General features: G+C 30.4%; 17 protein-coding genes. 12 read left to right on the top strand and 5 right to left on the bottom strand.

Annotated elements, in window-relative coordinates; translation table 11 throughout:
- Window positions 1-526: 526 nt before the first annotated feature.
- The gene (locus ACJDT4_RS18990; RefSeq protein ID WP_406789170.1) at window positions 527-973 is read right to left on the bottom strand and encodes a GNAT family N-acetyltransferase; all 447 of its coding nucleotides are present in this window, start codon (window positions 971-973) and stop codon (window positions 527-529) included.
- 269 nt (window positions 974-1,242) lie between these two features.
- Between ACJDT4_RS18990 and ACJDT4_RS18985 the strand changes: the two genes are divergently transcribed.
- From ACJDT4_RS18985 to ACJDT4_RS18965, 5 genes are all read left to right on the top strand, one after another.
- Window positions 1,243-1,797 carry a hemerythrin domain-containing protein gene (locus ACJDT4_RS18985; protein ID WP_406789169.1) on the top strand — a complete coding sequence of 185 codons (555 nt, stop codon included), beginning with the start codon at window positions 1,243-1,245 and terminating at the stop codon, window positions 1,795-1,797.
- 56 nt (window positions 1,798-1,853) lie between these two features.
- Window positions 1,854-2,288: a MarR family transcriptional regulator gene (locus tag ACJDT4_RS18980; RefSeq protein ID WP_406789168.1), complete on the top strand. Its 435-nt coding sequence runs from the start codon at window positions 1,854-1,856 to the stop codon at window positions 2,286-2,288.
- 99 nt (window positions 2,289-2,387) lie between these two features.
- Window positions 2,388-3,581, top strand: coding sequence for an MFS transporter (locus ACJDT4_RS18975; protein WP_406789167.1), 1,194 nt, complete (start codon window positions 2,388-2,390; stop codon window positions 3,579-3,581).
- Window positions 3,582-3,852: 271 nt separating this feature from the next.
- The gene (locus ACJDT4_RS18970) at window positions 3,853-4,218 is read left to right on the top strand and encodes a hypothetical protein (protein ID WP_406789166.1); all 366 of its coding nucleotides are present in this window, start codon (window positions 3,853-3,855) and stop codon (window positions 4,216-4,218) included.
- An 8-nt stretch (window positions 4,219-4,226) separates the two neighbouring features.
- Window positions 4,227-4,403 (top strand): hypothetical protein, encoded by a 177-nt coding sequence (locus ACJDT4_RS18965; RefSeq protein WP_406789165.1) that lies wholly within the window; start codon window positions 4,227-4,229, stop codon window positions 4,401-4,403.
- A 174-nt stretch (window positions 4,404-4,577) separates the two neighbouring features.
- Here the strand turns inward: ACJDT4_RS18965 and ACJDT4_RS18960 are convergent, their stop codons facing one another.
- A complete protein-coding gene (locus ACJDT4_RS18960) occupies window positions 4,578-6,080 on the bottom strand; it encodes a carboxylesterase/lipase family protein (RefSeq protein WP_406789164.1) in 1,503 nt (500 codons plus the stop codon).
- Window positions 6,081-6,453: 373 nt separating this feature from the next.
- On the opposite strand from ACJDT4_RS18960, the gene ACJDT4_RS18955 reads away from it, so the two are divergent.
- Window positions 6,454-7,020: a TetR/AcrR family transcriptional regulator gene (locus ACJDT4_RS18955; RefSeq protein ID WP_406789163.1), complete on the top strand. Its 567-nt coding sequence runs from the start codon at window positions 6,454-6,456 to the stop codon at window positions 7,018-7,020.
- 246 nt (window positions 7,021-7,266) lie between these two features.
- On the opposite strand, the gene ACJDT4_RS18950 is transcribed toward ACJDT4_RS18955, so the two are convergent.
- Window positions 7,267-7,419, bottom strand: a complete 153-nt coding sequence (locus ACJDT4_RS18950; RefSeq protein ID WP_406789162.1) for an endoglucanase — start codon at window positions 7,417-7,419, stop codon at window positions 7,267-7,269.
- Window positions 7,420-8,115: 696 nt separating this feature from the next.
- Here ACJDT4_RS18950 and ACJDT4_RS18945 point away from each other — a divergent pair.
- The 4 genes from ACJDT4_RS18945 (at window position 8,116) to ACJDT4_RS18930 (ending at window position 11,305) form a co-directional block, all read left to right on the top strand.
- A complete protein-coding gene (locus ACJDT4_RS18945) occupies window positions 8,116-8,613 on the top strand; it encodes a MarR family winged helix-turn-helix transcriptional regulator (protein WP_406789161.1) in 498 nt (165 codons plus the stop codon).
- A gap of 122 nt (window positions 8,614-8,735) precedes the next feature.
- Window positions 8,736-9,926 carry an ArsA family ATPase gene (locus tag ACJDT4_RS18940; protein WP_406789160.1) on the top strand — a complete coding sequence of 397 codons (1,191 nt, stop codon included), beginning with the start codon at window positions 8,736-8,738 and terminating at the stop codon, window positions 9,924-9,926.
- Complete coding sequence (locus ACJDT4_RS18935; RefSeq protein ID WP_406789159.1) at window positions 9,919-10,125, top strand: hypothetical protein; 207 nt, start codon at window positions 9,919-9,921, stop codon at window positions 10,123-10,125. Before ACJDT4_RS18940 ends, ACJDT4_RS18935 begins: the two co-directional genes overlap by 8 nt.
- 16 nt (window positions 10,126-10,141) lie before the next feature.
- Window positions 10,142-11,305 (top strand): ArsA family ATPase, encoded by a 1,164-nt coding sequence (locus ACJDT4_RS18930; RefSeq protein ID WP_406789158.1) that lies wholly within the window; start codon window positions 10,142-10,144, stop codon window positions 11,303-11,305.
- A 73-nt stretch (window positions 11,306-11,378) separates the two neighbouring features.
- On the opposite strand, the gene ACJDT4_RS18925 is transcribed toward ACJDT4_RS18930, so the two are convergent.
- A complete protein-coding gene (locus tag ACJDT4_RS18925; RefSeq protein ID WP_406789157.1) occupies window positions 11,379-11,870 on the bottom strand; it encodes a spore coat protein in 492 nt (163 codons plus the stop codon).
- Between the two features lie 474 nt (window positions 11,871-12,344).
- Here ACJDT4_RS18925 and ACJDT4_RS18920 point away from each other — a divergent pair, with 474 nt between their 5' ends.
- The gene (locus tag ACJDT4_RS18920; RefSeq protein WP_406789156.1) at window positions 12,345-14,465 is read left to right on the top strand and encodes a glycoside hydrolase domain-containing protein; all 2,121 of its coding nucleotides are present in this window, start codon (window positions 12,345-12,347) and stop codon (window positions 14,463-14,465) included.
- A 55-nt stretch (window positions 14,466-14,520) separates the two neighbouring features.
- On the opposite strand, the gene ACJDT4_RS18915 is transcribed toward ACJDT4_RS18920, so the two are convergent.
- Window positions 14,521-15,063, bottom strand: coding sequence for a hypothetical protein (locus ACJDT4_RS18915; RefSeq protein WP_406789155.1), 543 nt, complete (start codon window positions 15,061-15,063; stop codon window positions 14,521-14,523).
- Window positions 15,064-15,307: 244 nt separating this feature from the next.
- Here ACJDT4_RS18915 and ACJDT4_RS18910 point away from each other — a divergent pair, with 244 nt between their 5' ends.
- The gene (locus ACJDT4_RS18910) at window positions 15,308-15,691 is read left to right on the top strand and encodes a peptidoglycan-binding domain-containing protein (protein ID WP_406789154.1); all 384 of its coding nucleotides are present in this window, start codon (window positions 15,308-15,310) and stop codon (window positions 15,689-15,691) included.
- Window positions 15,692-16,436 lie beyond the last annotated feature (745 nt).

The following is a 16,436-nucleotide window of genomic DNA, read 5'->3' as shown; positions in this document are numbered from 1 at the left end:
AAATTATAAATGGTAAATTACGACTTTAATAAAAACTAGGGTATAATACATCACTTGTTTTATTAAAACTCTAGTTGTATTTCTGTTGAAAGACAGGAGATTTTTAAATATTGCTAAGTTTTATTGTGAAGTGATAAAATAAATTTAGAGAGGTGAATATTGTGACAATAGCTAATTACTTTAAGGAATATAGAAGACTTATTTAAGAGATAATTGATGAAGAAAGTAGTACATATAAGTTTTACCGCAAATCGTAATATTTTCAATTAGTAAATCCCGTTGAACTAAATTAAATACATCAGCTTGGATATTATAAATGAAAGCTGGTGGAGTTTACTGACTTCCACTTAAATTATAAGAGGATATATTTAACAGGGTTAAAGTACAAAGTACAATGAAGTATAAAAGGATCACAAACACTATGCATAGTACCTTGTACTTTTTTATAAAATGATTTTTTTTATATGTTTTAAGGCCCAATATTACAAAAATCCCTCTAAGTTTTAAATGTCATATTATAAATTATTTATAATTGCTCTTGTAGTGATTTTGAAAAGAAATATGGTTCTTCTTGAAATCCTAACTTTTTATAGAAATCAACGTCTTTTTCTTTAGAAAAACCATAATCCAGTTCGACTTTTTTACATCCGCTTAATTTTGAAATATCAAATGCCTTTTTGAGGAGTGTTGTACCGATTTTTTGCCCTCTAAGTGATGAGTCCACAATTAATGCGTATATGTTCGAAACTAGACCTTCATGCCAGAAGTTATTTACAATTGAAAGTGCACAAAATCCAACCACTTTACCATTAGCTTCAGCACAAATGTATTCATAGGAATTTGATTCAATATCACGTTCAAATGCTTCCTTTAAATAATATAAATCCAATTCTTTATTAGGCAAGACCTGACTTAGTAAATAAAAGATGTCATTAAAATCCTTTTGTTTTGAGTACCTAACGTTTACTTCCATACATATACCCCCTGTTTTACTCTAATATATTATTTTTGTAAAATATAGGCCTATAAATACATTATACGACATTTTGTAAAAAATTTCAATTAATATATACGTATAGTTATAAAAAAGTGTAAAAAAATATGGCAAAATAATGACAAATTAATCTATATATTACGATTTCGTGAAATTAAAAAACATTAATACTATATCTTGCTTATAATTTGCTAAATAATATAGATAATATATAATGAAAAATCTTTTAGAGAAGGAAGATGGTAACTATGGATGGTATTCAGCTTATGGTAGATGAGCATAAAAATATAAAAAGAATGTTGGTGGTTTTAAGAAAAGCAAGTTATAAAGTTTTAAAGGAAGATAAAATCGATTATGATGATTTTCATAAAATGATAGATTTTGTTAGAAATTATGCAGATAAGCAGCACCATGGAAAGGAAGAAAAGTTTTTATTTAATCGCATGGCAGATGAAATAGGAGGAGTTGCAGAGACCTTAATTAAATTTGGAATGCTTGTAGAACATGATTTTGGAAGACTGTATATGTCAGAATTGGAAGGGGCACTTTTAAGAGTTAAAAATGGAGATGATGAGAGCAAGGTTGATATTATAGCAAATGCAGTTTCCTACACTCACCTATTATATAGACACATAGAAAAAGAAGATAATACAGTATATACCTTTGCAAATCGTAAGTTAAGTAAGGAAACTTTAACTAAAATTAATCGGGAATGTGAAGAATTTGAAAGCGAGTCATCCAAAAACAATATACAGGAAAAATACATGAAGCTTTTAGAGGAACTTGAGGAAAAGTATCTATAGAGTAATTTGAATTTGACAAAATTGTATATTAGCTATACATTATGTATATGGATAGTATGATTAATGAAAATAAAATAAGTTGTTTATTTTTAGAGGTAGTATGCAACTTCTATGAAAATGATATGAAAGCTAAAAAGTTTGGTACAGATACGGATTTATATCACTCTGAAATTCATATGCTTGAGTTTATAAAAGAAAATAGAGGCCTTAATATTTCTGGTATAGCACGAAAATTGGATATAACAAGAGGGGCAGTGTCTCAAACAATTAAAAGACTTGAAGATAAAGGCTTTATATGTAAGGAACCGTATAGGGATACTAGCTGCAGATTTTCTATTAAGCTGACTGAAAAGGGTGAAATTGCTTATTCTAATCATAAGAAGTATCATGAACAATACAATATTAAGATAGCAGAAATATTAAAGAATTCTACTGCGGAAGAAAAAAATTTTTTGTATCAATTTCTTAAAAAATTTAAAGGTAAAATATAAAATACCTACGCTGGTATTTTATATTTTTAATGATATGTATAGCATCTATACAAGAAGTAAAATAAATTGATTTGATTCTAGAAGGAGGAGATTGTTTTAATGATTAATCAAAAAAATATAAATAATAAAAAAGAATTTAATTTGAGTAGATTTGTAGTAATACTTATGGCAGTAACCTGTGGAGCAACTGTTGCAAACTTATATTTCATACAGCCTCTTTTATCTCAAGTAACAAAAGCTTTTAATGTATCTGAGTCGGGTGCAGGCTTTGTTGTAACCTTAACTCAAATCGGGTATGCTCTTGGACTATTTTTCTTTGTTCCTCTTGGTGATATGAAGGAAAGACGTTCTTTAATTATAAAGATGCTTTTATTTGTAGCTGCAGCTCTTTTAACAGTAGCATTTTCACCAAATTATTATGTACTTCTTATTGCATCCTTTTTTGTTGGTTTTACTACAATTATTCCACAGCTAATAGTTCCTTTTGCGGCCCAACTTGCTAGACCTTCCGAAAGAGGGAAAATAATAGGAACGGTTATGAGCGGACTTCTTATAGGAATATTGCTTTCAAGAACCTTTAGCGGAATAGTAGGGCAGGCTTTTGGATGGAGAACGGTATATATTATTGCTGGGATTTTGATGCTTTTATTTGTTATATTTATAAAGTATCTCATGCCGTTAAGTATTCCGACCTCTAAGCTCTCATATAAAGAACTTATATTTTCCATAGGTGGAATTGTTAAAAGAGAACGTGTACTTAGAGAAGCTGCCGTAAATGGAGCTCTTATGTTTGGATCCTTCAGTATATTTTGGACATCACTTATTTTTTTACTTCAGTCAAGTATATATAAAATGGGTACAAGAGAAGCTGGTCTTTTTGGACTCATAGGAGTGGTAGGAGCATCCGCAGCACCAGTAATAGGAAGATTAGCAGACAAGAAGTCTCCCGAATTCGTTGTTGGAATTGGAGTTTTGCTGTCAACAGTGGCATATATAATTTTCTTTTTTCTCGGATATAAATTGCTTGGGCTAATAGTTGGAGTTATTCTTCTTGATCTTGGAAATCAAACTGGACAAGTCTCTAATCAGGCAAGAATACAGGCACTAGGTGATGAGGCAAGAAGTAGAATAAATACTGTTTTTATGGTCTCGTATTTTTTAGGAGGGGCATCTGGCTCCTATTTAGCATCTATAAGCTTTCAGTATAGTGGATGGACAGGTGTTTGCGTGGTTGGTATTGTATTTCAGCTTGTTGCTATATTGTTTCACTTTGGTGTTTATAGAAGAAAATAAGAAGGTTTGAGTTTCACTATAGAAGTTTTAATTTAATGCGGACGTCAATTTATTTTCAGCTTTCAGCCTTTTTATCTTTAAAGATAAATCACTTTTAAGGTGGTTTATCTTTAATTACATAAGTTCGTTAAATATTATCTTAAACTATAATATTAATTTAGGTAATCTAGTTAAAAAGATCATACTAAGTAAAAAAAAGTATTTACATAATTTTTAAAAAGGGCTATAATGGAAAATGTTGTAGTAATAAACTTGAAAAGGGGGAATTATAGTGTCTAAAAGTAAAATGTTTACTGCAATTATGACTATTATGATGTCAACAGCTGTAGTGACAAATGTGGGAAATATGGGGAAGTATGGTATAGTAAAGGCGAAAATGATTAAGTCCGGTAATGACATAGCCGCTAAATTGGAAGCCGGAGGAGCTATTCCAGCAGGAAGATACAAGCTTAATAGGGGTGTAAAAGTAACAAAACCTGTAAGTGCATATGGAGTTATAATTGATGCTTCGGGATGTCCATCGAATACGATTGCTATCAAAGCAAGTGCGAGTATAAGTGGTATAACTATAAATAATCCGCAAAGACAGGGAATAAGCGTACAAAATTGTTCGGGGATGGAAATGGATTTAAATTAGGACCATGTTTGTATAAGGGGCAAGATGGTGGTTTGGTCACAGTAAAAGATTGTAGAGCTATTAACAACAAGGGTGTAGGATTTCTCAGGAATCACAATAAAGTTACTCCTATTCAGTCAGGAAATATAGCTACTGGAAATAAAGGTGGAAACTTTTCTTGGGATTATACATCGCGAAGTAAATAAAAACTTCTTTAAAAATTTAATATATGGTAAAACGTATTTGACTAAAAACTAATTTATTGTATAAATAAATTAATTTTTAGCAGTTTTACAAAATAAAAAACAGTTGAATCGTTCCCCCTTTCAACTGTTTCTTTAATTCATAGCTAAACTAACTTAAACCTATATCACATAAAATCAGTTATTAAAAAAGGGAACATCTCTATTTTCTTTTTTAGCATCGAAGGTATTTCTTTCTGATATCTTCTCCCATATTTTTCTGTCTTCATAAGGGTCGTACTCCACTCTGCTTTCATCATTAAAAACCATAACTGCTCTATCCTTTACTTCAAAGCCAGGCCAATATGGTATCTCATTTGCATTTGGATTACCATTATGAGCAAAAGCTATCCAGGCATGATGCATTTGCTTGGCTAATTTTCTACCTTGAGGTGGTATCTTAAATAAATTTATGTTTTTAACTTCATTTTTGTTCCACACATATTGTAATTCTGAGGAATGAAATGCTCCAAGGACAGGATGTTCAAAGCTAAATTTATATACCCATACAGGTGACATAGTGGATAGTATTTCGCTGTATTTTAATGTTGGATAAATAAATGAATAGTAAGACATTATTCTATTATATGTTTTTTTATCTATCTTTTCCTTTGAAAAATATTTATAAAGTTCTGGCCAAGCAGTTCCAAATTGCTTTTCTAAGGAGGTTAAAATTTCTTTTTCATCCCACTGATCAAATGAAGGATTTGCAGCTGAAAAAAGTGCAAATTCATCTTTGTTTGAACCACATATAATAGGTATATTCTTTGCAGCACCCTTACGTAATAAATCCTCAGGGTCTTCAGGTATACTAACATTATCGATTACAGGACGAAAGGTTGCCATTGGAAAAGTAAGTGATGCCTTTACAAGTTTATCTGCTGGGAGTGCTATTAACTTTTCAAATTCATTTTTTTCTATACCAAGTAAGTTTATAAGCTTGTTAGTTGCTTTACTTGCTGTAGCTGAATTTATTGCTAGCTTTGTTGTGCTCTCTATAATGGCTTGATTAAATAGTCCCTTTGCAGCTGGCATAGCAAGGAGATTTCCTATACTTGCTGCTCCTGCTGATTCTCCGAAAATTGTAATTTTATTTGGATCTCCACCAAAAGCTTTGATATTTTCTTTTACCCACTTTAAAGCGGCTATTTGGTCAAGTAGACCGCAGTTTCCGGAGGTGGAATATTTTTCACCTGCAATTTCTTTTAAATACAAAAATCCAAATGCGCCTAAACGATAGTTTAAAGTTACTATTACCACATTCCCTTCTTTAGCAAAGGAGGTGCCATCGTATATTCCGTCATAACCAGAACCAGCTATAAATCCACCACCATGAATCCAAACCATAACAGGGCGCAGTTTGTCATCTGCATTGGGAGACCATATATTTAAATATAGACAATCTTCACTTATAGTGCCACTTTTATCACCAATTAAAGTGCTTTTTTCAGGCTGCATTGCACTTTTACCAAATTTTGAGGCATCACGGATTCCATCCCAAGAGCTTGGGGGATTTGGAGGACAAAATCTTAGTGAACCTACTGGAGGAGCTGCATAAGGTATGCCCTTCCATATAGAAATACCATCTATTCTTTCACCCTTAACCTCTCCATATAGAGTATTAACTATTGTTTCAAACATTTTATTTCACCACTTTCTTTTTTTATTTATAATTTATTTGAGTATTTAATTAGTAAGTCGTTAAAGTTCTTTTATGAGCTTTAATAAAGTGAGCTATTACTGTGAATAAAAATCCGTACCAAATGTAATAACTATTGAATATAATTTCTTCGAAGTCATGTGGCGTAAAGATGATAGGAAGTAACTATGCTATAGCAGTCATATGCTTCATGCAAATCAACTCCTTAAATAAATTTTGTCACATGTGTGAATTAAAGTCACATATGTGACATATATCCTTAAACACAGTATAATATATTTAAGAATAATATCAATACTATTTGCACAAGTGCTACACATAATGAAATATGTGACATTATAGGAGGGTTATACTTTGAAACACAAAACAAACCGGATTGCCGAACAATCGAAGAAGTGGTTAGTGGAGGCATTATTTGATTTAATGAATGAAAAGCCGTACTCTATGATTTCTGTTAAAGAAATTGCAGATAAGGCACAGTTGTCTAGAAGAACTTTTTACCGCAACTTTAATGTTAAGGAGGATTTATTATCGCAGTATGTTATGTATTTGTTTGAAGATTATTCTGATTGCATAAAGAAACTTGACAAAGTGAATATTTATTATATATTGATTACTTATTTTGAATTTTGGAATATGCATATTGAAGAACTAAAATTATTAAAACGCAATCATTTGTTTTATGTTATTATGGAATATTCAACTACACTTATACCCGATATAAATAACCTTAAAGAAGTAGAATGGCACCATTACAGCAGCACTGCAGAAGAAGAATATGTAGGTATTTTTACTATGGGGGGACTATGGAATGTGGTATCTAAATGGATAGATGAGAAAGAAAGAAGAAATTCTAATGAAATGGCTCAAATGGTTATAAAGGCATTTGAAAATATTTCTAGGGCAGTTTCAACTATTTAAATTAATTTGTACCAAAATGCTTTTATATAGTTCTAGAAGGATAACGATCATATACGGGGTTTGGGATGCAATCCCATTATCCTTCTTTAACTTGCATTAGTCATCTATATATTAGCCAAACCACGCGTATGTTTATGCGACGAAGCATCGTTACTTCACTAGAAGATTAAAAAAGGCATTAATATTTAGAAACTTGTTTGGATTTCTAAATATTAATGCCTAAATAAAAGAATATTTAAGGGATCTTTATAATAATTCATATCTATCATTGTAAAAAGCCTTCATTCTAGCTACTTCTGGGCAATTTTGAAATTCTTCTGGTATATCATAAACAGCTGAGTCATTAGAAAATAAAACTGAGAATAATAATACTAAACCTATTAATAAAAATAATGACATACTAACCAACTCCTTTTATTTTAAAACTATCTATATGAAAATTTATTTGTTTTTCTTTATCTTTATTATACATAAATGAAGGAAAAAAGTCACTATATTTCTATCAATAAATGAAAATATGCAAAACTAACATAAAAACCATAGTTTTATATATAAAGTGTAAAAACTACCACGGCAAATGTTTCATTAATTTAAACAGAATGTTATATTTTTAATAATATGATAATTATAAACGTTTTCAAAGACCTGAAATTAATAAAAGTAAAAATAAAGCGGCTATAAATTATAATAGTTCTTTGCATGGCTATATTTAACATTGATGAAGGCATTCGTAAAATTAAGCCAAAGTTATATTATTAAATTGTATAAAAACATGCAAAACTGCATGAAAACAATGAAAATATGAATTATATTTTTCAAATTATGCAAAAGCAAAATGTTATTTACGTTCTGTAATCTGTCTTACTACAAAAAATATATTTTTAACGAAATTTTATAATTGTTATTTATAGATAAATCGCTTCAACTATTGAAATTTATGTGCACCATAATGCTTAGAAAATGGCATTTTGGTAAACATAAATTTCAAGTTTCAATATGTTTTATCTTTATCCATGTATTTTGTGTTGACACAAAAATACTTCGGTGCTAGAATAAAAACATACTTCGAGAAGAGAACTAAATGGAGGCAAAGTAATGAAGGTTGATAAGGGTATTGATTTAGAAGGAATAATTTTTTCATATATTGATGAGTTTAAATTTTTAATTTTTCCTGACAAATGGAATAGTGCCTTTATGGATTATTCTAAAAATGAAATTATGGTACTCATATTTTTGTATAGATGTAAAACAGCTAATATGACGGAGATATCAAAGTACATAAATGCTCCACTTAATACAACTACTGGAGTAGTAAGTAGATTAGAAAAGAAAAATATGATTGAAAGAATAAGAAGCAAAGAGGATAGAAGAATTGTAGAAATAATTTTAACCTCAAAAGGTAACAAGTTCGTAGATAAGGAAAAAGATATAATATTAGGATTTACTAAAAAAATTTATGAAAAGCTTACAGAGGATGAAAAATCAGCGGCAGTAAGCATTTTTAGTAAGGTAAGAAGCGTCTTGATGGAAGATATGCATTCTAAGGATGTAAAAAGCAGTGAAAAAAAGATTAAAAAGATAACTATATTGTGAAAAGCAGTTCAATTACCAAAATCAAATTGGTTTATCTTTAATAGCTCAGGAAACTGAGTTGTTTTTAGAAAAAATACTTCGACAAAAGAATAATTCTTAAAAAGAATAAATGGAGGAATAACATGTCTAGAATTATAATTTTTACAGGCAAAGGTGGAGTTGGTAAGACAAGTACAGCAGCAGCGCATGCGGTTAAGGCGGCAAAGGAAGGCGTGAAAACTTTAATAGTTAGCACAGATATGGCTCACAATTTAAGTGATATATTTATGAAGGAATTAGGAAAAGAACCTAAAGAGGTGGAGGAAAATCTTTGGGCACTTGAGGTTGATCCTAATTATGAAATGGAGTTATATTATGGTTCTATTTCAGAAGCATTTAAAAAGATGATAACCTTTCAAAACAGTGAAGACGTAGAAAGCTTTGATGACATAGTTGTATTTCCGGGCATGGAGGAATTGTTTTCTCTACTAAAGATCAAAAAGCTTTATGATGAAGGAATTTACGAGCTTATAATTGTAGATTGTGCACCAACAGGAGAAACTCTTTCACTTTTAAAGCTTCCAGAAATATTATCGTGGTATATGGAAAAGCTGTTTCCAATAGGCAAGGTCTGCATGAAGGTTTTGAGACCTATTTCAAAGACTGTGTTTAAGCTCGAACTTCCAAGCAGTGCTGCGCTAAATGATATAGAAAAATTATATGTTAAGCTTGGAGAACTTCAAGAACTTTTAAAAAACAGAGAAGTATGTAGTCTTAGGCTTGTAACAGTGCCAGAAAAAATGATTGTGGATGAGACAAAAAGGAATTATATGTATTTAAATCTTTACAATTTTAATGTGGATGCACTTTATATAAATAGATTACTTCCAGATGAAATAGATAACGACTTTTTTGATAAGTGGAAAGATATACAGAAAAAATATGTAGAGATTTTGCAGGATACTTTTTCAAATATGCCTATTTATAAAATTAAATGGTACCCTACTGATGTAAATGGAACGGAAGGACTTTCTAGAATAGCAGAGGATGCATTAAGGGACGAAAAGATATTTAAGGTTCTAAAAATCTCCGATAGTGAAGTATTTACGAAAACGGGTACTTCCTATAAATTAGATATAAAACTTCCATTTGTAGAGAAACAGGAAGTAGATCTTAGCGAAGGTGAAAATGAATTAATAATTAAGATAGGGAACTTTAAAAGAAACATACCAATGCCAGATGTTTTAAGAAAATATTCCGTAAGTAAAGCTAAGCTTGATGCTGGAATTTTATCTGTATACTTTGAAAATAAGGAGAGAGATTTAAATGAATAAGGAATTTGTAAAAAAGATGTTAAAAGCCGAAATGCTTAGGTATAGTGCAATCAAAGAGATAATGCCAGAAGCTATAAAAGACAGAATAGATAAATTTGAAAAAGAAGCTTCTGGTGTTTTAAAAGAAGTTGCATTTGAAGCTTTTGAAGAAAAATCAGAAGATAATCCTAAGGAATGTAAGAAGGTAAATATAAATTAGCAAGGTGGGAAGTAAAATGAGAATTATATTATATACAGGCAAGGGTGGAGTTGGAAAGACAAGTATATCTGCTGCAACAGCTTCAAAAATAGCAAAGGAAGGCAAAAAGGTTCTTATAATGAGTACAGATCAAGCACATAGCTTAGGGGATTCCTTTGGTAAAAAGCTCTCAAATACTCCGCTTGAAATAGAAGAAAATTTGTATGCTGTAGAAATAGATACTGTTTTAGAAAATGAAGCTATGTGGGGAAGTATAAAGGAATATGTACAGAAGCTAGTTCTATCAAAAGGTGGAAACACTATAGAAAACGAGGAGCTTCTTGTTTTTCCAGGCTTTGATGAACTACTTTCTCTAATTAAGATAAAGGAAATAAACGATGAGGGAAAATACGAGGTTTTAATTGTGGATTGTGCTCCAACAGGGGAGACTATGTCACTTTTAAAATTCCCAGAGCTTTTTAAATGGTGGATGGAAAAGATATTTCCAATGAAAAGAAAGGCAGCAAGGTTTGCTAAACCTGTAGTGGAGAATACAGTAAAAATTCCACTTCCAGATGATAAAACCTTTGATGAAATTGAACTTTTATATTCAAAAATTGATGAACTGCACAAGCTTCTTTTGGATAAGACTAAGGTAAGCATAAGAATAGTAACAACACCGGAAAAGATAGTTGTAAAGGAAGCTAAAAAGAGCTTTTCTTACCTTCACTTGTTTGATTTTAATGTAGATGCTGTAATAATAAACAAAATATTTTCAAAGGAAGGTGCTGAGGGATATTTTGAAAAGTGGCTTGATATGCAAAATGAAAGCATACAGGAAATATGCCAAAGCTTCAGTCCAATTCCTGTTTTTAAAGTTGAACTTATGGACAATGAAGTAAGGGAATACGAAAAGCTTTTATATCTTGGAAACAAGATTTATAATGAAGAGAATCCTTGCGATATACTATTTGAAGGAAAAATATTTGAAATAGAAAAATGCACTGATGGAAGTTATGATTTTTCTATAAATATACCTTTCATTGATAAAAAGGATATGGATTTGTACCAGCGCGGTGATGAACTTAGCGTGTCTATAAAAAATGAAAAGAGAAACTTTGTACTGCCACAAAAGCTTCATTCAAAAGAAATTGCAGGTGCTAGCTATAAGAATGACAAGCTAATTATTAATTTTAAATAGAAAAAATAGTTGCTAAATAAGAAAATCACCATATCAATTAGCACGTGGTGATTTTCTTATTCAATAATATACACTATTGAATATTGTACATTCCATTGCTTTCCATATATTTAAATATGGCTTCTCCGTGTTTTTGCTCTTCTTTTTGTATATGGTTTAATACATCACGAGCGTTAGTATCTCTAAATTCAAAAATGCTGGTATTATAGGTGCTCGAAACATATTTTTCTGTCATTAGCAAATCTGTACACATGTCGGCATCAGCTTTGCTAGAATTGCGGTTTTGTGCATTGTTCATGCTTATATTTGAGCTTTGGGTACCCGCATTTTGATTTGAACTTTGATTTTGTTGTTGCTGATTCATTTGAGGAATTTTCCCACTTAGCAATTGATTAATACTGTCAAGATGGGTTTTTTCCTGCTGTCCGTTTGCGTTGAATATTTGTTTCAAGTTGTTGTCGTTTGTTTGATTTGCATAATTGGTGTATTTTTCTATGCAAATTTGTTCATGTTTCTTTTCATCTTCTAATAGCATTCTTTCTTTTTGTGATAATGTTATATCCATAGTATTACACCTCCAATGCTATTTTGTGTAAGATTTACGATTTTATTCTACAACCTACGGGGATGCAGTACCATTTCCTTATGGAAGATTTAAATTCATAATACCCAATTTATACTGTTGAATTGTGGCTTATGCCAGAGCACAATTGACAGAGTACAGTGAAGTTGGATTTACCTTTCGTTTTTCTCAGGTAAATCTTAGAACTTATTATTATCAGCTGTGCTGAACATTATACCCTGCACCATGCGTAAGCATTAAGATTAAGATTTTTGAAGAGATAACGGAGAAAAATCATCATTAACTGTCCTCTGTAAATTGTCCATTGTCAACTGATATATGTTCACCTAATCAATATGTTCCAAAACACAATTTAGCTGATTTTAACATTTTAAGTTGCCAGTTAGTATGTTGGTTTACATTTTTTCTATTTTATCCTTTTTTATATATAAACAGAAATGTAGAGGAGGTATAAATATGGATCAAATGGTTTTAAAAGTTCAGCAATGGCTAAATGCTACTTATGGTGGAAATGCAAATTATAAAAAGGTAACAGAAGATGGTATAACAGGTAATTCAACAGTATCAGCTTTGATACAAGCTCTTCAAATTGAAATTGGAGTTCCTTCACCAGATGGTGTCTTTGGAAAACAGACATTGCAAATATGTCCAACAATATCTCCATCATATTCATCAACAAATGAAGCTTATATTGTGCAAGGAGCGTTATATTGCAAGGGATATAATCCAAGTGGTTTTGATGGTGTATATGGGAATGGTGTTGTAAATGCTATTGAACAATTTCAAGCTGATGCTGGTTTAACAACCCAAGATGGATTAGCATCACCTATAATTCTTCAAGCGTTATTAAATACAGATGCATATGTTTTAATTTCTGGTGGGGATTCAAAAATGAGAACTATTCAACAAAATTTGAATCGTGATTACAATAGTGTAATTGGACTTATACCAACTAATGGAGTATATGCAAGGTCAACTAATACAGCTTTAATAAAAGCACTACAGCATGAAGAAGGTAATACTCCGGATGGTATTTGGGGTCCTAATACAAAAAATGCATGTCCAACAATTCCAGGAAGTAGATCTACAAGAAATTTTGTATTATTACTTCAGTACGCATTATACTGCAATGGATATGATCCAAATGGCTTTGATGGTGCATTTGGTAGCGGACTTCAAAGTGCAATAAGAGATTTTCAGTCATTTGTAGGTCTTTCAGCCGATGGTTCTGCTGGACCTCAAACATGGGCATCACTTTTAGTAAGCTATGGAGATCCGAATAGAGCATGTGCAGCATGTGACTGCTCTACGACTGTAACAAATGAGATGGCATCAACTCTTAGAGCTAATGGATATCAATTAGTAGGAAGATACCTTACTGGTAGATATGCAATGACAGCATCAGAGTTACAAACTATATTTTCTAATGGATTAAATGTGTTTCCAATATTCGAATATAGTGTTGATCCTTTTCATTTTACATTTATGGGTGGAGCAGCAGATGCAAGCCTAGCTAGTAATGCTGCTATGAGACTTGGATTTTATCCTGGAACAACAATATATTTTGCTGTTGATTATGATGCATTAGATTCACAAGTTACAAGCAATATCATTCCTTATTTTGAGGGTATTAGTTCTGCATTTTCTAATAGTGGTATTAATTATTCCATAGGAATTTATGGACCTAGAAATGTTTGCAGTCGTGTGGCTGCTGCTGGACTTTCTGTTCATAGTTTTGTAAGTGACATGTCTAGTGGATTCAGTGGAAATTTAGGTTATAAACTTCCTTCTGATTGGGCATTTGATCAAATAGCTACGGTTACTATTGGAAGTGGAGCTGGTCAAATAGAAATTGATAAGGATGCATATTCTGGAGAAGATACAGGTGTTAGTAGAGTTAATACTACTATACAGAGTGATTTAGTAGCGGCAGCAAATAGTTCTGGGTTAGCTGAATTATTAGGCGTTTCATTTGATGCTGCTGGTGATCCAATAACATTAATAAATTCACCTGCTGTTAAAGCTGAATTAGAGTTTTCAGTTGGGGGATCTGTAGGTGGTGGATCTAATTCAATAAAATTTAAAAATGGTCAATTTGAGGGTGTTGAAGTTCAAACAGCATTTGAAAAAATATTAGCTGGATTAGGTTCAGATCGTGCTGCAAAATTAAAAGTACTATTAGGTGAAATAAGCCAAGATATAGAAGTATCAATTGAAGCTGCTTATACAGGTAATTCTATAACAATAACAATTGAAACTGAAGAAAAGAAAGAAATAAACATTGCAGAAACTGTAACTATAACAGAGGATTTAAATATTGAATTATCATTAGATATAAGTGATACTGGTGCTTCAATAGTACAAGCTGCCGATAATGCAGTGAATTTAATAATTGGTGAATTAAAAGAACATGTTGGGCCAATATTAGTAGTATGTGTGGTAGGTGCAATAATCGCTTTTGGCGGTGAAATATCAGTTTCAGCTGTTATAGCTGAGGTTTTTGCTGGAATAGCTAATTTTATTATATATATAATAGGTATATTAATGGGTTTAATAAAGTATTTAAATATAGTTTAGTAATATAGAATTACAGTAAAAAATTAAAAATAATATCCTGTGGATTTTAAGTATCTTACTGATATTTAAAATCCATAGGATATTGATTTCTTAACCTTAAATTAGTATTATCAATAATACTATTTATAAAGAAATCCTTGTTTTCTGGTAAGGTAAAAGATTCAATAGGAATTAATATATCATCATGTGTAGTAGTTCTGATAAAAATATAACTATCTATTAAATATAAATCTTTTAGAGAGTTCCATTTATATGTTTTTTGTGATAAATTGGTGCTTAAATTTAAACCATATTCATCAATAATTAATTTAGTGGGTTCAAAATAATTATTATATTTTTCAAATGAAAAAATTTTATCAAGTTTTTGTCTTATACGAATTAACATATATTTTTTTCTAAATAGTAAAAAGACAAAGCACATAATAGAGGTAGAAATAGTATAAAATGAGCTTTTAGATAGCATAAAAACTAAAAATATAAGTAAAATCATAAAAATCGTATTACCAATAGTAGCATCCTTATAGTTTTTAGTTTCAGTAACATGTTTTATATGAAAATTTACTAATTCTTCTTTTGAAATTGTATAATTTATTTCCATATTAAAACTCCAATCTTATTTCCTTATATAAATTAAAATACAAGATATTTTTTATTAACATTATACTATATTATATGTAAAATTTAAACATTAAATAAGCATGATACATTGAAAAAAAATGAATAAGTGGTATATAATTTAATCAATAAAACTTTGGGGGGATTTAAAACTGAAATTAATAACTTTAGGTGTTTTATCTACTGTAGTAATATCATCAACACCGGTTTTTGCCAGAACTAATACTATGGCAAAAAATATTAATAGAAGTGTAAGTACAACTAATAAATCAGCTGGTACAATTACAATAGATGATTTTGGAGGACTTTCTTTATACCTAGAGTCTTATAAGGGAGAACCAACTTTAAGGTATAATCAAGGTACATACTCTTCTTATGTTGTAGAATTACAACATGAATTAAATATTATTCATGATAGTGGATTTTCTGATAGTTATCTTATAAAACATATTGATGAGGATGGTTATTTTGGAAGTGATACTTTAAGTGATGTAAAAGCTCTTCAAGCATTTAGTTTTATCGGTGGAGAAGATTATTGTGCTGAGTTAACTCAAGATGGAATTGTTGGTCAATATACTTGGGGAAAATTAAATATGCTTGCAAATGAGTAGTAAGTAATATCGAGATCCATTTATGGGTACAGCCAAGATACATGTAAAAATGAGCCACAATATGAAAATATATTCATAATGTGGCTTTTGATTTTTTTATTTAAAGTACAAATATAATTTATTTTAAGTAAATGTATAAAAATGTTTCAATAGAGCTATAAATATTAGTTTTGAAATATTTGAAAATTATATATACCTAATATAAAAATCTTATTGTAGTTAGATATTAATATAACATGTACGAAACTTAGTGATAGCAAAGATTTAAGATGAAAGAAAAGTGACATATCGTAATTTGTTATAATATAAATGTAGCCAGAAGAAAGTATATAGGTAAATTGATAGTAAAGAAACTTATGCTGTTAACTAAAATTTTTTAATTATGACAAATCAAAAAAATATTGCTATTTAGAAAGAAAAGTAATAGAATAAAGATAAATTTGGAAAGTAAATTGAGATTATTAATCGAATTGAATATAAAAAAGTCCTCAACTCTCTTAAAAAGTGTAGCAGCACTTAGTTAAGAGCCAAACAATCAAGGTATTAGCAGTACCAAGAAAGTCGTCTGAGAACTTCATTAATTGATATTTACTATAATCATATAGTAAATATACCAAACTATTAGTGAAATTTCAAGGGTCTTTAGGTATGAAAAATATCTAAAGACCTTTTTATTGTCATTTATGAAAACCACCTGCTGTGCAGGTGTGTTCAGAATAGCTTAAGCGATGAACAAAAAAACCTC

The organism is Clostridium neuense, assembly GCF_045310695.1.
In the GTDB taxonomy this organism is placed as follows: Bacteria; Bacillota; Clostridia; order Clostridiales; family Clostridiaceae; genus Clostridium_S; species Clostridium_S neuense.
This window is presented reverse-complemented; position numbering and strand designations above follow the sequence as displayed.